Source organism: Desulfosudis oleivorans Hxd3, assembly GCF_000018405.1.
Lineage (GTDB): Bacteria > Desulfobacterota > Desulfobacteria > Desulfobacterales > Desulfosudaceae > Desulfosudis > Desulfosudis oleivorans.
The window spans coordinates 403,265-426,502 of record NC_009943.1 but is presented as its reverse complement, the minus strand read 5'-3'; the positions used below and the strand labels follow the sequence as shown (position 1 = coordinate 426,502).

18 protein-coding genes are annotated in these 23,238 nt (G+C 56.6%); 8 read left to right on the top strand and 10 right to left on the bottom strand.

Going from position 1 to position 23,238, the window contains the following annotated elements; all coding sequences use genetic code 11:
- Window positions 1–40 precede the first annotated feature (40 nt).
- The 4 genes from DOLE_RS01855 to DOLE_RS01840 form a co-directional block, all read right to left on the bottom strand.
- On the bottom strand, window positions 41–805 hold the full coding sequence (locus tag DOLE_RS01855) for a class I SAM-dependent DNA methyltransferase (protein ID WP_012173797.1): 765 nt from the start codon (window positions 803–805) through the stop codon (window positions 41–43).
- Window positions 806–831: 26 nt separating this feature from the next.
- Window positions 832–2,847 (bottom strand): transketolase, encoded by a 2,016-nt coding sequence (tkt, locus tag DOLE_RS01850; protein ID WP_012173796.1) that lies wholly within the window; start codon window positions 2,845–2,847, stop codon window positions 832–834.
- Between the two features lie 73 nt (window positions 2,848–2,920).
- On the bottom strand, window positions 2,921–3,352 hold the full coding sequence (locus tag DOLE_RS17805; protein WP_012173795.1) for a four helix bundle protein: 432 nt from the start codon (window positions 3,350–3,352) through the stop codon (window positions 2,921–2,923).
- Window positions 3,353–3,456: 104 nt separating this feature from the next.
- Window positions 3,457–4,326 carry a radical SAM protein gene (locus tag DOLE_RS01840; RefSeq protein WP_012173794.1) on the bottom strand — a complete coding sequence of 290 codons (870 nt, stop codon included), beginning with the start codon at window positions 4,324–4,326 and terminating at the stop codon, window positions 3,457–3,459.
- Between the two features lie 363 nt (window positions 4,327–4,689).
- Here DOLE_RS01840 and DOLE_RS01835 point away from each other — a divergent pair, with 363 nt between their 5' ends.
- Window positions 4,690–6,018, top strand: coding sequence for a DUF362 domain-containing protein (locus DOLE_RS01835; protein WP_012173793.1), 1,329 nt, complete (start codon window positions 4,690–4,692; stop codon window positions 6,016–6,018).
- A gap of 59 nt (window positions 6,019–6,077) precedes the next feature.
- On the top strand, window positions 6,078–8,882 hold the full coding sequence (locus DOLE_RS01830; protein ID WP_012173792.1) for a right-handed parallel beta-helix repeat-containing protein: 2,805 nt from the start codon (window positions 6,078–6,080) through the stop codon (window positions 8,880–8,882).
- A 70-nt stretch (window positions 8,883–8,952) separates the two neighbouring features.
- Here DOLE_RS01830 and DOLE_RS01825 read toward each other — a convergent pair whose 3' ends face one another.
- Together DOLE_RS01825 and DOLE_RS01820 are read right to left on the bottom strand one after the other, a co-directional pair.
- A complete protein-coding gene (locus DOLE_RS01825; protein WP_012173791.1) occupies window positions 8,953–10,176 on the bottom strand; it encodes an MFS transporter in 1,224 nt (407 codons plus the stop codon).
- 33 nt (window positions 10,177–10,209) lie between these two features.
- Window positions 10,210–12,255 carry a sigma-54-dependent transcriptional regulator gene (locus DOLE_RS01820; protein ID WP_012173790.1) on the bottom strand — a complete coding sequence of 682 codons (2,046 nt, stop codon included), beginning with the start codon at window positions 12,253–12,255 and terminating at the stop codon, window positions 10,210–10,212.
- A gap of 211 nt (window positions 12,256–12,466) precedes the next feature.
- On the opposite strand from DOLE_RS01820, the gene DOLE_RS01815 reads away from it, so the two are divergent.
- Together DOLE_RS01815 and DOLE_RS01810 are read left to right on the top strand one after the other, a co-directional pair.
- Window positions 12,467–13,366: a lipase family alpha/beta hydrolase gene (locus tag DOLE_RS01815; RefSeq protein WP_012173789.1), complete on the top strand. Its 900-nt coding sequence runs from the start codon at window positions 12,467–12,469 to the stop codon at window positions 13,364–13,366.
- A 74-nt stretch (window positions 13,367–13,440) separates the two neighbouring features.
- Window positions 13,441–14,535 carry a lipase secretion chaperone gene (locus DOLE_RS01810; RefSeq protein ID WP_012173788.1) on the top strand — a complete coding sequence of 365 codons (1,095 nt, stop codon included), beginning with the start codon at window positions 13,441–13,443 and terminating at the stop codon, window positions 14,533–14,535.
- Here the strand turns inward: DOLE_RS01810 and lnt are convergent.
- The 4 genes from lnt to DOLE_RS01790 form a co-directional block, all read right to left on the bottom strand.
- A complete protein-coding gene (gene lnt / locus DOLE_RS01805) occupies window positions 14,512–16,029 on the bottom strand; it encodes an apolipoprotein N-acyltransferase (RefSeq protein ID WP_012173787.1) in 1,518 nt (505 codons plus the stop codon). The genes DOLE_RS01810 and lnt overlap by 24 nt on opposite strands.
- Before the next feature lie 378 nt (window positions 16,030–16,407).
- A complete protein-coding gene (gene ahcY, locus DOLE_RS01800) occupies window positions 16,408–17,676 on the bottom strand; it encodes an adenosylhomocysteinase (protein ID WP_012173786.1) in 1,269 nt (422 codons plus the stop codon).
- A gap of 419 nt (window positions 17,677–18,095) precedes the next feature.
- Window positions 18,096–19,010, bottom strand: a complete 915-nt coding sequence (locus DOLE_RS01795) for a metalloregulator ArsR/SmtB family transcription factor (protein WP_012173785.1) — start codon at window positions 19,008–19,010, stop codon at window positions 18,096–18,098.
- A gap of 261 nt (window positions 19,011–19,271) precedes the next feature.
- Window positions 19,272–19,583: a hypothetical protein gene (locus DOLE_RS01790; RefSeq protein WP_012173784.1), complete on the bottom strand. Its 312-nt coding sequence runs from the start codon at window positions 19,581–19,583 to the stop codon at window positions 19,272–19,274.
- 444 nt (window positions 19,584–20,027) lie between these two features.
- On the opposite strand from DOLE_RS01790, the gene DOLE_RS01785 reads away from it, so the two are divergent.
- The 4 genes from DOLE_RS01785 to DOLE_RS01770 are packed head-to-tail and all read left to right on the top strand — an operon-like array spanning window position 20,028 to window position 23,237.
- Complete coding sequence (locus DOLE_RS01785; protein WP_012173783.1) at window positions 20,028–20,618, top strand: chalcone isomerase family protein; 591 nt, start codon at window positions 20,028–20,030, stop codon at window positions 20,616–20,618.
- The gene (locus tag DOLE_RS01780) at window positions 20,615–22,009 is read left to right on the top strand and encodes an MFS transporter (RefSeq protein ID WP_012173782.1); all 1,395 of its coding nucleotides are present in this window, start codon (window positions 20,615–20,617) and stop codon (window positions 22,007–22,009) included. Before DOLE_RS01785 ends, DOLE_RS01780 begins: the two co-directional genes overlap by 4 nt.
- 15 nt (window positions 22,010–22,024) lie before the next feature.
- Entirely contained in the window at window positions 22,025–22,813 is a 789-nt protein-coding gene (locus DOLE_RS01775; RefSeq protein ID WP_153304330.1) for a DUF1295 domain-containing protein, read from the top strand.
- A 13-nt stretch (window positions 22,814–22,826) separates the two neighbouring features.
- The gene (locus DOLE_RS01770) at window positions 22,827–23,237 is read left to right on the top strand and encodes a DUF2177 family protein (protein ID WP_012173780.1); all 411 of its coding nucleotides are present in this window, start codon (window positions 22,827–22,829) and stop codon (window positions 23,235–23,237) included.
- Window position 23,238 lies beyond the last annotated feature (1 nt).

The following is a 23,238-nucleotide window of genomic DNA, read 5'->3' as shown; positions in this document are numbered from 1 at the left end:
ATGTGATTTCATTCCATACTGTCAGGCCGGGGAATGGTTTTCAGAGGGCAGTTTCCGGCAGGTGGGCCCGTTTTCTGCCGGCAACGGCAAGGTAGAACAGGGGACGGCCGTCTGTGGAGAGGCGGTGCCGGTACCGTTCCAGGTGGTGAACCGTCATGTGCCGGGAAAAGAGCATTTCCCGGACCAGGCCGGCAAACCCGCTGGTATCAGTCTTGTCAAGAAAATCTTCCCTGATATTGAAGGCCACCCATCCCCCCGTCTCAACCATGTTGTAGGCCGCAACAAAGGCCCGGGGCGGAATGTCGTCAAAGCCAAGAGCCCCCACGGTGATCAGGCAGTTAAAAGACCAGGATTGAAAAGCCGCTGTCTCCTCTTGAGACAACCGGCAAAAGTCGGTCACGTAATAGGCATCGTAAATGCCGGGCCGGTCCCGCTCCGTGGCCATGCGGGCCTCGGGAATAATGTCTGCGCCCACCAGCCGGCCCACCCCTTTTGCCGACAGGGCTTCTCCCACCAGGCCGTTGCCCGCACCCAGGTCCAGTACGCGCAGGTCTGCCACCCGGACATCGCACAGGCCCACCACTTTTTCCAGCACGTCGGCCACCTTCTGAGGAGAGACGCAGGCAAGCCGGTCACAGAACACCTGCTCGTAAAGCCCGGGCAGAGAATAAATAAGACCATAATCATGGCAGCGGATGGTCTGCCGGTTTCCATCGGGCGTTGTCACGCAGAAGCACTGGTCCCCCTGCCCCGCATCGGCAGGCGGGCCTTTTGGAAACGTGATCTGGTATGGCGTAGACGTCATAGTCGTCGAAAAACCGGCCTTGCCGGCTATTTTCCGAGTACCGCCGTTACTTTTTTCACGATGTTTTCCGGGGTAAAGCCGTACTCCTTCAGCACGGTGCCGCCCGGGGCCGATGTGCCGAACCGGTCGATGCCCAGAATGGCATGGCTGTCTTTTGTGTACCGCTCCCATCCCATGGGGGACCCTGCTTCAACGGCAAAACAGGGGACCCCGGGGATCAGCACGGACTCCCGGTAGGTCGCGTCGGTTTTTTCAAACAGCTCCCAGCTGGGCATACTGACCACTCTTGCGGCAATATTTTTTTGCGCCAGCAGTTTGGCGGCCTCCAGGGTGACATGCACCTCGGCGCCGGTACTGATCAGGATGATGTCGGGCCGGCCGGAACACTCTTCCAGTACATAGGCGCCTTTGGCCAGCTTGCCCGCTGTTATGGCGGCATCAAGCACCGGCAGGTTCTGGCGGCTTAAGGCCAGGGCCACCGGGCCGGCGGTGTTGGTGACGGCCACCTTCCAGGCGTCCACGGTTTCCGTGGCGTCGGCCGGCCGGATCACGGTAAGGCCGGGCATGGCCCGCAGCGAGGCCAGCTGTTCCACGGGCTGGTGGGTGGGGCCGTCTTCGCCCACGGCCACGCTGTCGTGGGTGAACACATAGATCAGGGGCAGTTTCATCAGGCTGGCCACCCGTATGGCGGGCCGCATGTAATCGGAAAAGATCAGAAAGGTGCCGCCGTAGGGCCGCAGGCCGCCGTGCAGGTACATGCCGGCCATGATGGATGCCATGGCGTGCTCCCGCACCCCGAACCGGATGTTGCGCTGGTCATAGGTGCCTTTCTGAAACTCGCCGGAACAGGCCAGAAAGGTGTTGTTGGACGGGGCCAGGTCCGCGGACCCGCCGATGATCGCGGGAATGGCTTCGGCCAGCTTGTTTAAGACCTTTCCCGATGCGGACCGGGTGGCCATGGGCTTGTCGGACGGTAAAAAACCGGAAAGGTTTTTGTCCCACCCTTTGGGCAGCCGGTGTGTAATTGCCGCGGTCCACTGGGCGGCCAGGTCGGGAAACTTTTCTGCGTAGCGGTCTACTATGGCCCGCCATTTTCCCTGGGCCTTTTCCCCTTTTTCCATGCATTTTCTGAAAACCTTCAAAGCGTCTTCTGTGATGTGGCAGACCACGTCTTCGGGGAACCCCAGGTTTCTTTTTGTCAGAACAATTTCCTCTTTTCCCAGGGGCGCGCCATGGGCGTCGGCACTGTCCTGCTTGTTGGGGCTGCCGTGGGCGATATGGGTTTTAAGGATGATGAGCGACGGCTTTTCAGTCTCGGCCTGGGCCGCTTTCAGCGCGTCGAGAATCTGGTCCACGCTGCTGCCGTCTTTGACCGGCACCACATGCCAGTTGCAGGCCTTGAACCGGGCCGCCACGTTTTCGGTAAAGGTGATATCGGTGTGGCCCTCAATGGAGATGTCGTTGTCGTCATACAGGCAGATCAGTTTGCCCAGGCCCAGGTGTCCGGCCAGGGAAGCCGATTCATAGGAGAGGCCCTCCATCAGGTCCCCGTCGCCGCACATCACGTAGGTAAAGTGGTCCACAATGGTCGCACCCTTGCGGTTAAACCGGGCCGCCATGTGACGCTCGGCCATGGCCATGCCCACGGCATTGGCAAACCCCTGGCCCAAAGGACCGGTAGTGGTCTCCACGCCGGGGGTGTGGCCGTACTCCGGATGGCCCGGGGTTTTGCTGCCCAGTTGGCGAAACTGCTGAATGTCTTTTAAGGAAAGCTCATAACCGGTCAGGTGAAGCAGGCTGTAGAGCAGCATGGAGGCATGGCCACCGGACAGAACGAACCGGTCCCGGTTGAACCACTGGGGATTTTTCGGATTGTGCTTCATCACCTTTGTCCACAGAACATATCCCGCCGGCGCAAGACCCATGGGCGCCCCGGGATGGCCGGAGTTGGCCTGCTGAATGGCGTCCATGGCAAGGCATCGAATGGTGTTGATGCATCGTTCGTCGATCGGCTTGTTGCCCGCGGTTTTTCTGGTGGCCATGAAATTTTTCTCCTGTTAAGGGGTTATTTAAAAAATTGATTTGCTGTTAAGGTTGACGGCTTCGCACTTATCGCTATGGTCTGTTGCCATCGGGATCGCTATCGGGATCGGGATCGTTTTCGTCATGCCCGTAGGGTTCGGCCTCTTCACCGACGCAATAACCTCTACCACCCAAACGGCTGAGCATGGCGACAATACGATCCAGTTCAAGTTTGCGTTCCCGGCTCTCTTCTTCTTGCAATCCCCTTCCGACCACCAGAACATCCTGAATTGCGGCGCACTCCAGCGCCGAACCACGGGCGATTTCAAAGTACCGCCTTCGATCCGCCCCCGCTGTTTTGCCGTTTCCTTCGGCAATGTTCAGCGGTATCGACTGACTGGCGCGAAGCCACTGCTCTCGCGCGGACCGATGGACCCCATTCAGGTGGCCGGCATTTTCATAAACCCAGGCGACATAACGGATAGCAAGACGGTAAACGTCCAGTTTTTCGTGTCCCAGTGCCATATTTCGATTCCGATTCCGATCCCGATAGCGATCCCGATTTGGATGGCCTTGTGTATTTATTCCTCTCTTGGCGAAGCATTTTTGGTCGTTTTATAATATTCAAGCTATAAACCCCGCATGTGTTCGGGTTTGAGCCTGATTTTACCGGCCAGGGCCTGATTGATCAGCCGCAGGGTGCTTGCCTTGTCTTCCGGCAGTTTGGCCCTGATGGGAAGATAGTTGGACGCGTGGTTTGCGTGAAACAGGCCGTTTGACAGGTTGGTGTGGGTGATCATGGTGCGCAGTTCGACCAGGGTCTCTTCCGGCGTCAAAATCGGGAACCGGCCGGCCGCGTATTCATCGTAAAGCGGGGTTCCCGGAATCAGCATCAGGCTTAAAGCCCCCACATACTCAGGGTCAATGGCGGAGAGCACTTCGCCGGTTTTTTGCGCGTGAATCTCGGACCGTTCCCGGCCGGCCAGGCCCAGCAGCACGGTGATGGAGAGGGCGACACCCGCGGCCCGGATCTTTTTTCCCATGTCGATCATTTTCTGAGAATCCGCGCCCTTGTTGACGGCCTTTAAGGTCTCGTCATCACCGGACTCCAGGCCCATGTAGGCGATCTTCAGGCCATGGGCCCGCAGCTCGGCCAACTCTTCGGAGGTTTTCATGGCAATGCCCTTGGTGTTGGCATACACCCCCACCCGGTTGACCCAGGGCAGCTTTTGCTCGATCTCCTTTAAAATGGCCAGCAGCCGTTTTTGCGGAATGATCAGGGCGTCGCCGTCGCAGATGAAAAGCCGGTCCTGGTTTCTGCAGTGCCGGGCGGCAAACTCGATGTCCGACATAATGATGTCATCGGACTTGATCTTGAATCGTTCGCCCTTGTAGGCCGCGCAGAAGGTGCACTTGTTGTGGGAGCACCCCACCGTGGCCTGAAGCAGAATGCTGTAGGCCTCGCTGGGCGGACGGATCATGTTGCCTTCGTAGTGCATGTTTTTCCCTTTATTATATTTGATGGCTTCGTAAAAAGCCCAATTGCCGCAAGGCGGCCGGCTGCGTTGCGCTGCCCCCCTCGTCACTGCGGCGTACGACAAGTACGCCTCATTCCTCGGGATTTGCGGCGCCTTGATCTCGAACTTTTTACTTTGCCATCCCAAATAGACTTTTTACGAGAGCATCGTCTGCATTTTTATCGTACCGGCGGATGCCTGCGCAACAGTTTTTTACCTTTTTCAAAGGGTTTTACCCCCGGAGCCGCGCCACAACAATCGCCTTGCCATAAAGGCCGACTCTGCTGTAGATATATTTACTGAAAATAAGATTCCACAACCGTAAACGGGCAAAGGAACCAAACCATGAAAAAACACACCGTATCTGTTGTCAAATACGAAAAACCATTGGAATCGGTCAGAAAAGCCGTTGATCTCGCCGGTGGCCTGGACCATCTGCCCCCAAAGGCAAAAGTCTTTCTCAAGCCCAATATCGTGTTCTGGTCAAAGGCGGTGGCCTTTCCCAAGTGGGGGGTGATCACCACCTCACGGGTCATTGAGGACATGGTGGTGCTGTTAAAGGAGCGCGGCATCGACGACATCACCATCGGTGAAGGCATTGTGTGCGACCCGAAAGACAAAGAGACCCCGGTCCACGCCTTTAAAACCCTGGGCTATGAAACCCTGGCAAAAAAGTACGGGATCCGGCATATCAACGTGTTTGACCACGACTTTGAGCCGGTGGACCTGGGCGACGGTGTTGAATTTTCCTTTAACACCGACATGCTGCACAGCGATTTCGTGGTGGATCTGCCGGTGATGAAAACCCACAACCAGACCGTGGTGAGCCTGGGCATCAAGAACCTCAAAGGGGTGATGGACATTCCCTCCCGCAAAAAGGCCCACAGCCCGGACGCAGTAAAGGACCTCTATTTTTCCATTGCCCGGCTGCCCGACAAACTGCCCCCCATGCTCACCCTGATCGACGGCATTTACACCCTGGAGCGGGGGCCCGGCTTTGACGGCAAGCCCCGGCCCAGCAATATCCTGGTGGCCTCCACCGACGTTCTGTCCGCGGACATGGTAGGCGCGAAAATTCTGGGCCACGATCCGGCCGCCATTGCCTACATGGTTCATGCCGCGGCCAACCACAACCGGCCCACGGACCTGTCCGACGTTGAGGTGGCGGGCGAGCCCATCGACAGCGTGGCCGCGTTTCACGAATATGACTTTGCCTATCACGAGGACGCGGACCGGTGCATTCCGGCGCCCCTGGTCAAGGACGGCATCAAGGGGCTGTATTACCGCAAATTTGACTCCACCATGTGCACCTACTGCGCGGCCATGAACGGCATCATCCTGTCGGCCATCCGGTACGCGTGGAAAGGCGAGCCCTGGGACAACATCGAGGTGCTTACCGGAAAGAAAATGGCGCCCACCCCGGGCATGAACAAAACCATCCTGGTGGGAAAGTGCATGTACCAGGAACACAAAGACAACCCGGTGATCCAGGAGATGATTCCCATCAAGGGATGCCCGCCCGAGCCCAAAACCATTCTAAAAGCCCTGCTCCAGGCCGGCATCGACGCCAACCCGGCCCTGTTTGAGCAGATCGACCAGCTGCCCGCCTTTTTTATGCAAAAGTATGCCGGCAATCCCGAATTTGACGAGGCGTTTTTTCAGGTAGCGCCTTAACCCGAATCTTTCCTGAAATATCCGGGCTGACACTGCATTTTCGAAAAAGAGGAGATTTAATGAAGCGGTTCTTAAACAGCAGTCTTATCTTATTGATGTTTGTTTTTGTTCTTGGGGCGCCTGCCGCCGTCTGCGCCGACACAACGGTGGGCGGCGCTATTACCAGTAATACGACCTGGACCGCAGCCAACAGTCCCTATCTGGTGACGGAGACGATTTATGTCTATTCTTCCGCCCGCCTGACCATTGAACCCGGCGTCACCGTCCGTTTTGATTCCGGCACAGCCCTTTGGATCGCCCATTACAACAACGATGGCAGCAACACCTATCGCGGTAGCCTGACCGCCGAAGGCACATCGGAGTCTAAAATTATTTTTACCTCTTCGAGCGGTTCTGCCTCCGGCTGGCAGGGGATCATCTTCGGGCCCCGGTCGGATGATTATGTCAGTTCTAACATGCAGTACTGTGTTATCGAAAATGCCGGCGAAACCAATGAACTTGGCGCGCAGGCCAATGTCCATTTGTCTTATACCGGCAGCGGCGGGGCGGTTGCCTTTGACCATGTTGAGATAAAAAACAGCGGCGGCAGCGGTCTTTTTTCCAGCTATTCCACCCTGAACCTGTTGAACTGTACCCTCTCCGGCAACACCGGGCATGGCCTTTATGCTGAATATTCGGTCATTGATGCAACAGATACCGATGCAGTCGAAAATGGAGAAACCGGGTACTGCATTTCCGTTAGCACCGGCGATATTGATGGCGGCAACGCCTCCGACAATGACGGTCACGGCATTATGGCGGAGAACGGGACGGTTGCAACGTTTTCCAACATGACAATGGCGGACAACGCCGGTTATGGCATTTATACCGATGATTTTGAATCGTATCTCACCATTTGCCACAATACTTTTGATAACAATACCGACTATCCGGCCCGGATCAGCGCCCAGAGCGCGATTTATGAGAACACATTCTCGAACTCACAAAAAACCGGCATAGAGCAGATCGGCGGAACGGTGACCACCCGGCATATCCGCTGGTATCTGCCGGGCTCGGGAGATGCCCAGCCCTATATTCACTCGGGCATTACCGCTGTTAGGTCTTCCCGTTATTTAATGATTGATCCGGGCGTGACCGTGCGGTTTAAATCCGGCGCCGGCCTTGAGATCGCTCATTACAACAGCGATGGCAGCAACAATTACAGGGGCGGACTCATGGTGAACGGCAGTACTGAACAACCAGTGATGTTTACCGCTTATTCCGGTGAGGCTGGCGGATGGCGCGGCGTCATCCTGGGACCGAGAAGCGATGATTTAATGACCTCCACGGTCAGCGGCCTGACCATTGAGAAAGCCGGAGAGAGCAATTCCAACGGTGTTTCCGCGAACCTGATGCTTTACTATGCCGGGGGCAACAATACCTCGTTTACCGACTGCTGTTTTAACGGCGGCACCGGCCACGGGGTTGCCTGCGATTATTCGAGCTTTTCCTGGGCCGGAGGCGGTGCGTCCGACAATGGTGAAAACGGCCTTTTTATCGACAGTACAAGCTTTAGCGGAAGTGACCTGACGGTTTCCGGCAATCAGGCGGAAGGTGTTCACTGCCAGTCGTCTAGCGGCGGTATTACCGACAGTACGATTGCCGACAACACCGGATATGGGATTTTCTTAAACGCCTCTTCACTTACCGTCACCGGCAACACTATATCCGGAAATGGTAGTTATGCCATTTATTACGATATTGCAGCATCCAACCCCGTTATTCAGGATAATACGCTTTCCAACAACATCGACCCGGGGATTCAGATCAGTGGTGGGGAGATGATGGGCAATCATACGTTGTATGAGCAAGCCGGTGAGGCTTTCTATACCGTCAACGACGCACACCTATCGGTGCGGAATGCCAGGCAGTTGACCGTGGAACCGGGGGTGACGCTTAAATTCGCATCCGGCCTGGGACTGTGGATCGCCCATCCTTCCAACGATGGTTCCAACACCTATCGCGGCAGCCTGATCGCCGCCGGCACCCCGGAGGCCAGGATTGTTTTCACTTCTGCCACCGGCGACGAAGACGGCTGGCAGGGCATTGTGTTCGGTCCCCGGTCGGATGATGTTTCTGTCTCTACCATGCAGTACTGTGTTGTTGAAAATGCCGGCCAAACCAACATCCTCGGCAAGGCGGCCAATCTCCACCTGTCTTATACCGGCAACGGTTTTACATTTGACCATATCGATATCAGCGGTGGCGGTACCGGGCTCTATTCATATTTTTCCAGCATTGACGGTGACTATTGGTATATTTTCAATAACAGCGACAATGGCTCGGTCTACGAGTCCTCATCGGGTACCCTGACCAACAGTATTGTTATGAACCATCCGGACGCGGGGGTATATATCAGCAACACTCCCCTGTCGGTGGAAAATTGTTATATCGCCGATAACGGCTCCGGTCTCAATGTTGTCGGTCCCTCCCTACCCACTGTTACCGGCAATGTTATTTCCGGTAACAGTGGGTCCGGTATGACGGCGGCATCCGTGGCCGCTGCCGTCAATGCCTCGGGCAACTACTGGGGCGACGCCACCGGCCCCTATGACCCTTCGGACGACAGCGCCTCAGGCGGATGGTATAATCCGGATGGAAACGGGGACCGGGTCAGTGACCTGGTTGAATATTTTCCCTGGACGGAGAGCATAGCGGACAGTGACGGAGATGGCATTCCGGATTTTGTGGAAGCCATTCTCGGCACCGATACGGCGGATACGGATAATGATGACTCTGCTGAAACCAGCCTCATCCCCCAGGGCGGCGGTAGCGGTGGATGTTTTATTGATACCGTTCTTCCCCTCTGTTTGAACAGAGGCTAGTTGTCTGCGGTGACTGCCTGGGTATGCTGTCAATGGGGTTTTTGTCGGGCAGTGTATTTTTAGCGCTATTTCATTTTGCGGCCTGAGGCTTTACGCCGTAGGCAATCAGGCCGCAGGCGGCAAGCAAGGCAAAGGCGGCGCCGGCGGTAAAGGTGGCTCCCGGGCCGAAGGCGCTCCACAAAGCGCCGGCAATAATGCTGGCCAGCAGCAGGGCCCCGCCGCTTATCAGGTTGAAGATGCCGAAGGCCGTGCCGCGCAGATCCGCGGGAACCGTGTCGGCGACAAGCTTGGACAGCAGTCCCTGGGTGCATGCCATGTGCAGTCCCCAGAGGCCGGCACCGATAAAAACCGTCAGCGGAGAGGCGGCAACTGCCAGCACCAGGTCGGCCCCTATCAGCAGGCCCAGCCCGGCCAGCAGCAGTGTACGCCGGTTGACGCGATCAGCGGCCGCACCCAGTGGATAGGCAAATCCCGCGTAAAAGACATTCATGATCATCATCACCACCGGCACGTAGGCAAGGGCCAGCCCCACGTCCTGGGCGCGCAGCACCAGAAACGCCTCGCTGAAACGCGCCAGTGTGAACACCCCGCCCAGCAGCACCACCATCCAGAATCGCCCCGGCAGCCGCTGGGCCCCGGCCAGGGGCGATACCGGGCTGGCGATGGATGCGCGTTCGGGTTCGCGCAGGTAAAACACCAGCAGCCCCACCGTGATAAAGGCGGGCACAACGGCAACCCACATCACGGCCCGGATGTTGCCGGCCAGCCAGAGCATCAGCACCACGGCCAGCAAAGGACCGAGAAAAGCGCCCAGCGAGTCCAGGGCCTGGCGCAGCCCGTAGGCCGCGCCCCGTAGCTGGGGCGGCGTGATATCGGCCACCATGGCATCGCGCGGTGCGCCGCGAATGCCCTTTCCTATGCGATCCACGAACCGGCCGGCCAGCACCCAGCCGATGGCGTTGGCCAGGGGGAATACAGGTTTGGTCAACGCCGCCAGCGCATAGCCGGCAACCAGCAGGCGTTTTCGCCTGCCCAGGTAGTCGCTGAGTACGCCGGAAAAAACCTTGGTGATGGCGGCGGTGGCCTCGGCAATCCCCTCAATGACGCCCACCGTGACCATGGAAGCGCCCAGCACCGAGACCATGAACACGGGCAGCAGGCTGTGAATCATCTCCGAAGAGATATCCATGAACATCGACCCCAGACCCAGCACCCAGATACCTGTGGGCAGCACGCCAAGAAAGCGCATCCGGGCGGGAGGGGAAGGCGGGTTGTCGGGAAGCGGGCTGTTCATAGGCGACGTTCCGGCTGTCAGTTTTGTTTTTATTTATATTCCCAGCTTCTTCATGCGGTTGCGCAGCGTGCTGGGATTGATTTTGAGCAGGGCCGCGGCCCCTTTGGGGCCGTGAATGCGTCCTTTGGTCAGGTTCAGGACGTGTTGAATGTGGCGGCGCATGGCATCGTCTATGGCCAGGGCTTCCTGATCGTCCGGATGAATATCCGGCAGTGAGTCTTCCGCCGGCTGCTGGGTGATATTCTGAAACAGCAGCAGCCCCCCTGTACCCAGAATGAGTTCCCGTTCCACCACGTTTTCCAGCTCACGGACATTGCCCGGCCAGGAATAATTTTTCAGGCGAACGATGGCGTCCGGGGCCAGGGTAGGGGGCTTGCGGTATTTAAGCTCCCGGGATTTTTTTTCAATAAAATGATCCACCAGGGCGGGAATGTCACTTCTCCTGGCCCGCAGGGGCGGGATCTTGATGGGAAAGACATTGAGGCGGAACCAGAGATCTTCCCGGAACCTGCCTTCGGCCACCATCTCTTCCAGGTTCCGGTTGGTGGCGGCGATGACGCGGATATCAACGGGAATCGATTCGGTGCCGCCCACGCGCTCAATGATTTTATGCTGCAAGACCCGCAGCAGGCGTACCTGGTCCCGAAGGGGCAGCTCGGCGATTTCATCCAAAAAAATGGTGCCGCCGTGGGCCCGTTCAAAACGGCCGGTCTTCCGGCCCACGGCGCCGGTAAAGGCCCCTTTTTCATGGCCGAACAGCTCACTGTCGATAAGGGTTTCCGGAATCGCGCCGCTGTTGACCCGGATAAACGGCCCGTCCTTGCGTGCGGAATGCTGATGAATAAAATTGGCGACCAGCTCCTTGCCCACACCGGTTTCCCCCAGCAGCAGCACCGGACTGTCCTGGCCGGCAACCAGCCGGGACATCTCCATCACTCCCTTTAAACCAAAGTTGCCGCCGACGATACTGCCGGTCACGGGATGATGCAGTTCCTTTTGAAGAAACTTTTTTTCTTCTTCCAGGAGTTTGTTGAGCCGAATGATCTCCCGGTGCTTCATGTGGTTGGAAAAAGCGATAAAAAAGGGATCGTGCAGCTGGGAAAAGAGTCGCAGGTGATCCTCGGTCAGCATGCTGTTCCCCTCCGACCCCAGGCTGGCCACGCCGATGGGCATATCCTTATCAATGAGGAGCATGACCAGGACCGACCAGTCGGTTCCGAAATGATTAACGTAATTCTCCATGGTGGAGTCGCGCCCCGGTTGATTGATAAGGCGGGTGGTGCCCAGTCTTAAAATATCCTCGGCCAGTAATTTTTCCTGTCCCCAGGGAATGACCGGCTCAATCTTGCCGGCGATAAACCCGTAGGTCTCCGCCAGAACCCTGAAGGACCTAAGCCCCTCCTCCCAGTGGTGTACGATAATTGTCTGCCCCGGCATGAATCTGCTCAGGTATTGCAGGCAGTGGGACACCCCGGTCTGAAGGTCAAGATTGCCGCACAGCCGACGGGTCACCTGACGGAAGATTTCGTCGGTGTTTTCCATCGGCTCCTTTAACGATGGCAGCGTATCGGTCTGTTGGTGGTCTTTAACAATGTTTTCAAAAATCAGGTGGAGCGGTCCTCTTACGTCAGCCACCTGTCCGGCATATGTTTCGTTTATTCTGTTGGTGCCGGCAACAGTGAAAAAAACCGTTCCATAACCGACAGACGCGTCGGAAAAATTCAGGTTCACGGAGGACCAGTTGGCGGCCTTGCCTCTTTTGTAAATATAACTGCCGATCACATCCGTTGCGGGTTCATTGATGATGTATGTTTCCGGTACATACCCCTTCTCAAAAGGGTCCAGAATCAGATCGGGAATGGCGTCAAACAGAAAGTTGGTTTTCTCCGCCCCGGTTTCGGAAGCCTCGGCCAGAACCCGCATCAGGCGACGATCCGGATCAAGCTGAACCACGTAAATCCGGTCTATGGGAAAAGCGTGCCTCAGGCGCTGATAAATGTCTTCAAGCGCGACATAGGGGGTTTTTTCAAGAACCTGCTGATGGTTGCGACGGGCCAGGGCATCCTGTTCAAAAGTCATGGTCCTGCCTCCAGGTTAGATTGCCGGATATGACAATAATAAAAAAAATTGCCTTATATGGCAACCATAAACCGCTATATACGGCGATTGCGAACCCATCAATTTTCAAGTGCTTGAATATACTTAACTAAAAATACGGCACGGTTGTTGCTATTGTAAACACTGTTAACATTCGCAAAACGGGTAACTAACATTAAGGAAGGAACAAAGAATGAAAAAACTGGTAGCCCTTTTAATTGTTGGACTCTTTGTAAGCATCAGCCTGACAGGTCTTGGCCTGGCCGGAGGCACAGCTCCCTACAAATGCGACACCCGCTATCCTGTCGTTCTCGCCCATGGCATGGGCGCTTCGACCAAAATCCTCGGTATCGTGGATTACTGGTACGGCATTGAGGACGCTTTGAAGGCTGAAGGAGCCAGTGTTTATTTTACTTCGGTCAACGCCATGGGCAGCACCGTCGACAAGGCGGCCGACTTCAAGCAACAGTTCATGGAAATTCTGGCTGTCACGGGCGCACCCAAAGCCAATATCATCGGCCATTCCCATGGCACCCTCTATACCCGCTACGCCATCTCCAACCTCGGCCTGGCGCCCTATGTGGCGAGCTACACCAGCCTGGCCGGTCCTCATCGGGGCAGCGCCGTCGCCTCTTTAATCATGTATGACCTTCCGGACTGGCTGCTGGCCGCCGGTGGCGATGTGCTCAATTTTGTGTACACTTTTATTTTTGGCGACACCAATCCCGATTCCCTTCAGAACGCGCTTGATCTCTGCCCGGACTACATGGTCAACACCTTTAATCCAAATACGCCCAACATACCCGGCATCTACTACCAGAGCTGGGCCGCCAAGGCCAAAACCTCCTGCCCGAGCGTCATTCTGGAGCCGACCTGGCTGATCATGCTGATCGAGGAAGGCGCCAATGACGGGCTGGTCAGTGTGGAAAGCGCCAAGTGGGGCAACTTCCGCGGGGTGGAAGACGCCGCCTGGTACAGCGCCGGATGCGATCATCTCAACATCGTCGGCCAGTTGTTCGGCGTAACCCCGGGATTTGACGCGCCGCAGTTTTTCGTGGATATTGTAGAAGACCTTAAGGGGCGCGGCTATTAAAACGGTTTCATAAAACCGATGACAGACAGGGGTCGCCCGCCGGGCGGCCCCTGTTTTTTTGAGGAAAAAAGAGAATGGGCGTTAAAGGCAGAATGATATTTACCATTGCAGGCCTGCTGCTGCTGGGCCTGCTGGTTGCGCTGTATACCAGGCAGCCTGCGCCGGAAGAGGCGGCCTATATTTTTGACCGTGACACCGGCCCGGCCATTGAGCAGGTTGCGCAATCAAAAGAACAGATGGCGACTATAAGGGCCCACCAGAAGCCTGTTCAGGACGATGAAACAGGCCCGGCGGAATCAGACGCCCTCATCAAAGACCTTTTTTCCCAGATCATCATCGGTTCGGGAACCACCCTGCACTATTTTACCTGGCTGGGTCATGAGTTTCGCCGGGCAACTTCCCGCGAAGACCATCTGGCCCAGGTCAAAGATCGTATTTTTTCCCAGTTTCCTGCCGAGGAGGCCGGCCGGCTTTACGCAACGTATCAGCGGTATCTGGATTGCGAAATGGCGGTCGCCGATCTTGCGGCGCGCTTCGGGCCGATCACCACAACCGAAAGCGGCCTGGAGCTGTTACGGGAGGTCCAGGAATTTCGCCGGGATTTTCTGGGCACCGAACTGGCGGACAGGCTTTTCGGAGAGCAGGTAAAGGAAAAGGAATACAGTTTGCGGCGGGCCGCCATTGTCTCTGACCCGGACCTTTATGCCGAAGAAAAACAGGCGGCGATGGACCGGCTGACACAGGAGATGTGGGGCGAAGCCGCGGGCACTGAGATATCCCTTCAGCCGCCAACCGCCTATGCCAGGTACCAGGATGCCCTGGCCATTTATCAGAAAGACCTGGATGAAATCGCCGAAGAAGACGATCGCCGGGCCGCCATTGAGGATATTCGCAACCGGTACCTGCCGCCGGACGCGGTCGAACGCATAAACGCCATGGAGCAGCAGCAGGCCGAAGAGCAGCAGGCCGAAGAGGCGTATTTTGCTGCGGAAAAAGGGATTGCCGAAGACACGACGCTGTCTGAAGACCAGAAGGCCGAACAGATCGAGTCTCTTCGCCAGGAGATGCTCGGTGACCAGGCCGGGGCCATGAAACGGCGGCAGGCCATTGAAAATGCCAGAGAGGCCATGCTCAACCAGATCGGGTCAACGCCGGACACCCGCCCGTAATAAGCTGATTGCCGGAACCGCCAGACAAAAGAAGAAGAGCCACTCCCCCCATCGTGTGTAAACCGTTGTTGTCGTCAGACGCGTAAACGATCCTGAAATCCGCTGGGTGCGAAACAGGTCACTGCCGGCAGTGAGGCTTCCATTCGGCGCGATCACGGCGGAAATGCCGCTGTTTGACGCCCGCAGCAGCCAGCGGCCGGTCTCCACGGCCCGGGCCCGGGCCGCCCGCAGATGGGCCCGGGGCATGGCCGAATCCCCGAACCAGGCGTCATTGGAGACATTGACCAGAAATTCGGCGCCCTGTTTTACGGACAGCCGGACATAACCCGGATAGAGGATCTCAAAGCAGACGGACAGCCCCACCCTGCCATGGGAGGTGCTCAGACAGGCCGGGGTCGTGCCGGGAATAAAACGGTCCGGGGCGTTGTAAAAACGGAATAAAGGGCCGACAGCCGGTCCTCTTTCCGAGTAGGGCAGAAGGATGTGCTTGTCGTACCGTTTCAGCTGACCGTCTTCGATCACATAAACGGAATTGTAGACGCCCTGGCTCTGGCTGTCACGCTTCAGCCCGCCGGCGATCAGCAGGTTCTCTTTTCCCAGTATCCGGGCCAGGTCCGCAAAAAACGGTCCGGTCAGGGCCTCGGGATGATTGAGCACGGTTTCCGGCCAGACAATGACCCCGGCCTTTCCCATATCCGACGGATCGCCGCTGAGTTCGATATAGGTTTTCAGTCGCTGGTAAAACCCCAGCCCCCCCCATCGGTCTTTGTGTGAAAAATTACCTTGAGCAATGACGGCAGGCGTCTTCTCCCCGGCCAAAGACAGGACAGGCATCCGGTAACGCCGAACGGACCCGTAGCACAAGGGCACCAGGAGGATCAGCACCAGGAGGATCAGCACCGCGGTTCCGGCCCGGCCCTTCATCGGCCGCCGGCGAAAGAGATCATTCGTTTGCGGGCGGCATTCCATCAGGCAGACCAGCAGGGAGTTGAACATCACCACTAAAAATGAGACCAGGTAGACCCCTCCCAGGTCGGCCATCTGAAAATAGGCGCCCCAGTCCACCAGGGCATATCCGATGTCGCCCCAGGGGACCAGCAGGGGTATCATGCCTTTAACATAATCGCCGAGCACCCACAGGCATGGCACCACCAGGGCATAAAAAACAGGGGTCCGGTTGTTTAAGAACCGGTAAAAAAGGGCAATTGTCAGGTGCATCAGCCAGACCGGAAGGACCAGCGCCAGAATGAAAAAAGATACCGCCGTGCCCGCGGGCAACTGGTAATGACCGACCAGGGCATGGAACACCCAGTAGCCCATGCCAAAAGAAAACACAATCGAGAACAGGGACATCCGGACAGCAGCAGCTCTCCACGTTCTTGCCCGGTCAAGGGACAACAGCAGGGGAAAGAGCGCCGCAAAAGAAACCCACCAGAGCGGTTTTACGGAAAAGGCAACCGTAAAGAGGATGCCGGACAGGGAGGCAAGAACCATTGTCGTTCCATTCCCATTAAGACGATATGAACTGCGCCAGTTCGAATATTGCACGAAATTTTTCACATGAACAGGTATTTATCCCGGATCATGAGTTATCCAAAAACGGTTTTAATCATGGCAGGACAGATCCCCGGCTGTTTATCCAAATCGCTATCGGTATCGAAATCGAATTGTATTGACGGCGGATGCAGCCTGGCCTTTGGCTTCCCTCATCCTTCTTACCGGTATGAATCTGCATGAGAAGCCCGGCACCCAATTTCGATACCGATGTCGATCCCGATACCGATTTGGATTTTAAAGGAAGGTAAAAACAAAAATCCCACACCCCCGGCTTAACGCCGGGGGTGTGGGAGGGTAAAGTTAAGTCTGAATATTTCAGGTGCCCTCTTCCCAGGTGTCCATGTAGCGTTTCTGTTCGGCGGTCATCTCGTCGATCTTGATGCCCATGGCCGTAAGCTGGAGCCCGGCAATCGTGTCGTCGATCTCGCCGGGCAGTTGAACCACGCCCACCGGCATCTTGCCCTTGTTCTTCACGCCGTATTCACAGGCCAGGGCCTGGCCGCAGAATGAGGTGGACATCACCTCGCTGGGATGGCCTTCAGCCGCGGACAGGTTGACCAGCCGGCCTTCGCCCAGGACAAATATTTTTTTGCCGGCCAGAACATACTCATCCATGAAGGGCCGCACCCGGCGCTTGGAATCGGCCACCTTGTTAAGGCGGGAGAGCTCCAGCTCAATATCAAAGTGCCCCGAATTTGACAGGATGGCGCCGTTTTTCATTTTTTTCATGTGTTCCACGCGGATGACATGCTTGTTGCCGGTGACGGTGCAGAAGATGTCGCCGATCTTGACCGCGTCGGCCAGCTTCATGACCCGAAACCCGTCATAGTGGGCCTGCAGGGCGCAGAAGTTGTCCACCTCGGTCACCACCACGTTGGCGCCAAGGCCCCGTGCCCGGTCGGCCAAGCCCTTGCCGCAGCTGCCATAGCCGCACACCACAAAGGTCTTGCCCGCGTAAAGCAGGTTGGTGGCCCGCAGGATGCCGTCGATGGAGGACTGGCCCGTGCCGTAAAAGTTGTCCACCAGGTGCTTGGTCTTGTTGTCGTTGACCGCGATCATGGGGTACTTAAGAGCCTTGGCCTTGGCCATGGCCTGAAGCCGGATGATGCCGGTGGTGGTCTCTTCGCAGCCACAGATGATGTTCTTGATCAGTTGCGGATGATTCTTGTGAATCTCGGAGACAAGGTCGCAGCCGTCATCAATGGTGATGTGGGGCTTTGCCTCGATGACATACTTGATGTACCGGTAATAATCCTCGTTGTTCTCCCCTTTATAACCCCAAACCTTGACCCCCTCTTTGGCCAGGGCCGCGGCCACGTCATCCTGGGTGGAGAGCGGGTTGCACCCGGTGATATAGACATCGGCGCCACCGGCCAGCAGGGTCCGCACCAGGATGCCGGTCTCCTTGGTCACGTGCAGGGCCATACCAATGCGCACGCCCTTGAGCGGTTTTTCCTTCTTGAACCGCTTTTTTACCTCCATCAGCGCGCCCATGTTCAGCTCGGCCAGTTCCAGGTTGTTTTTGCCCTGGGCCGCCAGCGACATATCCTTTACCTCGTAATGATCTCCTTTTGCCATGTTCATCTGTTTTCTCCTTTGTGTTGACTGGTTGATGGTTCTCTTTTTATCGGGCTCGAAATCGCTATCGAAATCGGCATCGGCATCGATTCCATTTACGCCGGTGCAATTCGATTTCGACAGCGATCCCGGAGACCCAGGGCACCGGGTCATTGCGAGGAGCGAAGCGACGCGGCAATCTCATGCGATTCTGGACAAGATTGCTTCGCCTTCGGCTCGCAATGACGGTTAAAATAAATCTTCTTCTTTTCTGTTATCATTTATTCAATCACTGCAGCTGTTCTCGTAAAAAGTCCATTTGGGATGGCAAAGTAAAAAGTTCAAGATCAAGGCGTCGCAAGTCCCGAGGAATGAGGCGTACTTGTTGTACGCCGCAGTGACGAGGGGGGCAGCGCAACGCAGATATTGGACTTTTTACGAAGCCATCACTGCTGTTTTTTTGATACAAACAGGTTAACCGTCAAACCATAATTGACGGCAAACCGCTCCAGGCCGGCAGGAACAAACCCCGCGCCGGCCAGCCATGCGTCCATCTCGTTTTGTGAAAACCCGAACCAGGATCCGCCGATTTTTTCCCGCACCGCAACCTTGTTGTGCTTGTCAAAATCCGCGATAAAAAAGGTTCCCCCGGGGTGCAGGATGCGATAGGCCTCGGCCAGCACTTTGACCGGCTCGGAAATGTGGTGCAGCACCATGTTCATCACCGCGCAGTGGGCCTCCCGGTCCCGCATGGGCAGATACTCCAGCTCGCCCAGCCGCAGGTTGACACCGGCCATGGCCGCTGTTTTCAGCCGGGCCTGCTCCAGCATGCCCGGTGAGCTGTCCACGCCGATCACGGTGGGAACCTGCCCGTTCAGGGCCGCCAGCAAAGCGCCGGTGCCGCAGCCAAGGTCCGCCGCCACCGGGCAGTTTCCCACCCTGTCGGCAAGTATCCGGTTCAGGTCAAGGTCGCCCAGCACATCGTGCTTGCGCACCTCCCATGTATCGGCCACGGATTCAAAAAACCGTTTGGTCCGGCTTTTTCTTTCCCGAATCAGGGCTTCGGCCCGGCCCAGGTCGGCCTCGCACACCGGATCATCGGCCAGGGCGTCGGCAACCAGCCGGACCACCGGGCCGTTGGCCTCGTCGGTAAGGGCCGAATAGTAGACAAACCCGCCGTCCCGCCGGAACTGCAACAGGCCCGATTCGGTCAGAATCTTCAAGTGGCGCGACACACGGGACTGGATCATCTCCACCACGGCCACCACCTCGTTTACATTCAGCTCGTAGTGAAGCAGCAGAAAGAGCAGCCGCAGCCGGGTTTCGTCTGAAATAGCTTTTAAGTATTTAATTATATGCATTTATAACAATATCAAAATATATTGATAAACAGACCTGACGCTACATTACCGGACGAAGAGAACTGTGTCAATAGAAAATTTTGCCCAACCGGCAGGTGAGTGGGTTGGGTTATTTACAACCGGCGTGGGTTTATTGCGGTTCAATGAAGGGCGATGGCTGAGCCTTTTAGACAGTGGATACAGGAAGATGGCGGTTTGTGCATAAAAAAAAGAGCGGTGCCGGCACCGCTCTTTTTACAAAATCAATTTTCTGTTCAGGCCTTAACCCGGGATGGAAACCGGGGCTGCTTTCCCGATAAACTCCATTGCCTCCTCGTACTTTGACCGCATGTCCACATGCCCCTTCTCAATGGCTTTTTTCTGGGGGCTCCAGTCAGACGGGCACTCGGTTTTGAGCTGGTTGATCTTTTCTTCAAGGTCCTGCACAATAATTTTCATGTCATTAAAATTGGCAAGCACCCGCTCCCTTTCCGCGCTTCCGAGCCTGTCGGCCTTTGCAACCACATCAAACAGCTTGGCCTTCCATGCCACCAGCTCCTGCTCCAAACCACTGCAAAAATCTTTAACGTCCATGATCCGTCCTCCTTTGCTAAACGGTTTTGGTTTAACCCCTGAATCAATTTAAACATTTTGATTATAAAAAGCAATATCGGTGCCATATTTTAAAAACTTTTCCTGCTCCGCCATGCCGGCGACACCGGGCTCCAGGGGCATTCCAAAGTTGAATTTTTCATTTGTTTCCGGCTGCTTGCGCACATGCCCCCTCATGGGGTACACTGTTTGGCAAAAAAGCAATCCGGATCAAGACACCAGCCCGGATATTTCATGATCTGGCATGCAAGTTGCTATTTGAGACTGTTCAAACAGATAGCAGATGTCACGCTGACTTGACCAAAGCGTAAATTGTGTATAAACAATTGTAATAAAATATTTTTATCCAAAAAGCGCAACCGGTGGGGGTCAGCGTCCTGTCTCAGTCCTGACAGACACATTTCTGTACCAGGGGAGTGCAAGACAATGCGCATCATGCCGAAACAACGGTTTATCAACCGGCTCGTTACGACCTGGGTGCTTATCTTTTGTTTTACCACCGGTCTTTACGGCGCCCAGGTCAATGGCGCTGACTTTGAAAAAGCGGTTTACGTCAGCGAAAAGCGCCTGACCCTGCGGGGCGCGGGCCTTCTGCGATACCTGGTGGTCATCAAAGCCTATGCCGGGGCCTTTTACCTGGAAGCGGGCCTGCCCCCGGACAGGGCGCTTGAGAATGTGACGCGGCAACTGGTGCTTCACTATTTTCACGCCATTCCGGCCGAAGATTTTGCAACGGCCACCACCACCATGATTGAAAAAAACGTGACACCGGATCAGTTTGCGCGTCTCGCCCCGCTTGTCGACCGGATGAACGCCCTTTACCGGGATGTGGCGCCCGGTGACCGTTATACGGCCACCTACATTCCGGAATCCGGAACAGAACTGGCATTAAACGGGCAGGCACTGGGAACGGTTCCCGGCGCCGCCTTTTCACGTGCGTTTTTTTCCATCTGGATCGGAGAAAACCCCATTGACAAGGGATTTCGCAACGATCTGCTGAAAGGGCTGGCACCGTGAGACATCTCACCGTTACCCGGAAACTGGCCTATTCAGGGCCGGCCTTTTCCCTGGCCGTGGTGGGAATCCCTGTCTATGTCTATATTCCGAAATTTTACACCGACGTGATAGGGGTTCCCATCGGCGCCCTGGGCCTGATTCTGCTGCTGGTCCGGTTGTTTGACGCCGTTACCGATCCGGCCATGGGATATATTTCCGACCGGCTCAAAACCCCCTTTGGCCGGCGCCGGCCCCTGATTGCCGCCGGTGCCGTGCTGACCGTGGCCGCCATGGCCCTGCTTTTCAACCCGCCGGCCGGCCTGGGAACCGCGGCGGCAACCGCCTGGTTTGCCGTGATGGTGGCGGCCCTGTTTCTCTTCTGGACCGTCATCATTGTCCCGTATGAATCCCTGGGACCGGAACTGACCTATGACTATAATGAAAGGACCGCCCTGTTCGGCATGCGGGACGGCGCGCTGATCGCCGGCACCCTGGTCGCGGCCGCCTCCCCTGCCATTGTCAAGGCCCTGTGGCATATCGGGGAAACCGCGGAGGATTTCCGTGAAGTGTTTCATGTGCTTTCCCTGCTCTACGGCCCCCTGATTCTTGCCAGTGCCGCCTGGTGCGTCTTGTCTTTCCGGGAACGAACGACAGTGCGGCCCGAAACCGCGGCCCCCTTTTTTTCCGGCATGGCATCCAGCCTGCAAAACAGGCCGTTCCGTATTCTGCTGATCAGTTATACCATCAGCGCCATCGGCAGCAACCTGCCGGCCACCCTGATCCTTTATTACGTGGAGTATGTGCTGCACTCGCCCAGGGCCGATCTTTTTCTGCTTATATATTTTGTCACCGGCATCCTGCTGCTGCCGTTGTGGGTGGCCGGGGCCAAACGGTTTGAAAAAAAGAACATGTGGCTGGCCGCCATGGCGGTCAACACCGGCGCCTTTTTCGGTGTCTTTTTCCTGGGGCCGGGGGACGAGTGGGCCTACGGCGTTCTGGTGGCAATTTCCGGCATGGGGTTCGGCGCCAGCCTGGCCATTCCTTCGGCCATGCAGGCGGATGTCATTGATTACGACCAGCTCCAGACCGGCCTTCGCCGGGAAGGGGTCTATATCGGGTTCTGGTCCGTGGCAAAAAAGCTGGCCGCGGCCGTTGGGGTGGGAGCGGGGCTGGCACTTTTGGGTGTTTCCGGGTATGATCCCACCATAAACCAATCCCCGGCCGTGGTGACCACCCTTCGCGTTCTCTATACCCTGGTCCCCTGTTTGTGCAATCTTGTCGCCATGGCCGTTGCCTGGCGCTATCCGCTGACACGGGAGGTGCATCAGCAGATTCACCGGCAGATCCAGCGCCGACTGGCCGGAGAGCCCTTTGTCGATCCGCTGGCTTCAGCCGGCAAGGCTTCAGCATAAACACGAGGAGGTGCGATGATGGATGTCTTTGTCGATATTTTCCTGGTCAACCTGGCTGCCGCCACAGGCCTGATGGGGGCCGGGTGGGTTTTCAGCCTGGCAAAAAAAAATGTCACCATCGCCGACTCCCTGTGGGGACTGGGCTTTGTGCTGATCGCCTGGCTGACCTTTTTCCGCGCGGACGGGGTCCTGTTTCGCAAGGCCATGATCGTGGCCATGGTCACCATCTGGGGCCTGCGGCTGTTTATTCACCTGTCGGTGCGAAACCGGGGCAAAGGCGAGGACCCGCGGTATGCGGCGTGGCGGGCGCAGCACGGGAACAGCTTCTGGTGGGTGAGCCTGTACAAGGTGTTCCTGGTGCAGGCATTGTTCCAATGGACCATCGCCCTGGGGGTTCAATACGGCCAGGTGGCCGCCACCCCGGCCGCACTGACCTGGACGGACTGCCTGGGCGTTGCCATATGGACCGCCGGCATTCTCATCGAATCAGCCGCGGACTGGCAGTTGGCCAGGTTCCTGGCTGACCCGGCCAACCGGGGAAAGATCATGAACCGGTATTTATGGAAATACAGCCGGCACCCCAACTACTTCGGCGAATCGTTGATCTGGTGGGGCCTGTTTGTGGTGGTGCTGTCCGTGCCCTGGGGTGCCTGGACCATCATCAGCCCGGCCCTGATCACCTTTACCCTGCTGCGGCTGACCGGCGTGACCCTGATGGAACAGACCATTTTCAAGGACAACCCCGACTACCAGGAATACGTTCGAAAAACCAGTTCGTTTATTTTATGGTTTCCTAAAAAATAAAAAGGAGGCATCCATGTCGGTAATAAAACTGTCAATGGTGTACGTCGGCATGCTGGCAGGCTTTCTGGTGATCGACCTTGTCTGGCTGGGCGTTGTTGCCAGAAGCATGTATCGAAAGCACCTGGGGTACCTGATGGCCCCCCAGGTCAACTGGGGAGCGGCCATCGTATTTTACCTGGTTTTTGTGTTCGGCCTCTTCTTTTTTGCCGTGCTGCCGGGAATTGAAACCAAGGCCCTGGCAAAAACCCTGGTTTCAGGATGCCTGTTCGGCGTGCTCTGCTACGCCACCTATGACCTGACCAACCTGGCCACCATAAAACAGTGGCCCCTGGCCATCACCCTGATTGACATGGTCTGGGGCGCGGTGCTCAGCACCTGCGTGACCGCTATCGGTTTTGCCCTGGCAAAATGGCTGTCACCGTAAA

What these genes read in the sequence shown, in the direction of transcription:
- DOLE_RS01855 (WP_012173797.1), bottom strand. Translation starts at nt 805, where the DNA reads ATGACGTCTACGCCATACCAGATCACGTTTCCAAAAGGCCCGCCTGCC.
- tkt (WP_012173796.1), bottom strand. Translation starts at nt 2,847, where the DNA reads ATGGCCACCAGAAAAACCGCGGGCAACAAGCCGATCGACGAACGATGC.
- DOLE_RS17805 (WP_012173795.1), bottom strand. Translation starts at nt 3,352, where the DNA reads ATGGCACTGGGACACGAAAAACTGGACGTTTACCGTCTTGCTATCCGT.
- DOLE_RS01840 (WP_012173794.1), bottom strand. Translation starts at nt 4,326, where the DNA reads ATGCACTACGAAGGCAACATGATCCGTCCGCCCAGCGAGGCCTACAGC.
- DOLE_RS01835 (WP_012173793.1), top strand. Translation starts at nt 4,690, where the DNA reads ATGAAAAAACACACCGTATCTGTTGTCAAATACGAAAAACCATTGGAA.
- DOLE_RS01830 (WP_012173792.1), top strand. Translation starts at nt 6,078, where the DNA reads ATGAAGCGGTTCTTAAACAGCAGTCTTATCTTATTGATGTTTGTTTTT.
- DOLE_RS01825 (WP_012173791.1), bottom strand. Translation starts at nt 10,176, where the DNA reads ATGAACAGCCCGCTTCCCGACAACCCGCCTTCCCCTCCCGCCCGGATG.
- DOLE_RS01820 (WP_012173790.1), bottom strand. Translation starts at nt 12,255, where the DNA reads ATGACTTTTGAACAGGATGCCCTGGCCCGTCGCAACCATCAGCAGGTT.
- DOLE_RS01815 (WP_012173789.1), top strand. Translation starts at nt 12,467, where the DNA reads ATGAAAAAACTGGTAGCCCTTTTAATTGTTGGACTCTTTGTAAGCATC.
- DOLE_RS01810 (WP_012173788.1), top strand. Translation starts at nt 13,441, where the DNA reads ATGGGCGTTAAAGGCAGAATGATATTTACCATTGCAGGCCTGCTGCTG.
- lnt (WP_012173787.1), bottom strand. Translation starts at nt 16,029, where the DNA reads ATGGTTCTTGCCTCCCTGTCCGGCATCCTCTTTACGGTTGCCTTTTCC.
- ahcY (WP_012173786.1), bottom strand. Translation starts at nt 17,676, where the DNA reads ATGAACATGGCAAAAGGAGATCATTACGAGGTAAAGGATATGTCGCTG.
- DOLE_RS01795 (WP_012173785.1), bottom strand. Translation starts at nt 19,010, where the DNA reads ATGCATATAATTAAATACTTAAAAGCTATTTCAGACGAAACCCGGCTG.
- DOLE_RS01790 (WP_012173784.1), bottom strand. Translation starts at nt 19,583, where the DNA reads ATGGACGTTAAAGATTTTTGCAGTGGTTTGGAGCAGGAGCTGGTGGCA.
- DOLE_RS01785 (WP_012173783.1), top strand. Translation starts at nt 20,028, where the DNA reads ATGCGCATCATGCCGAAACAACGGTTTATCAACCGGCTCGTTACGACC.
- DOLE_RS01775 (WP_153304330.1), top strand. Translation starts at nt 22,025, where the DNA reads ATGATGGATGTCTTTGTCGATATTTTCCTGGTCAACCTGGCTGCCGCC.
- DOLE_RS01770 (WP_012173780.1), top strand. Translation starts at nt 22,827, where the DNA reads ATGTCGGTAATAAAACTGTCAATGGTGTACGTCGGCATGCTGGCAGGC.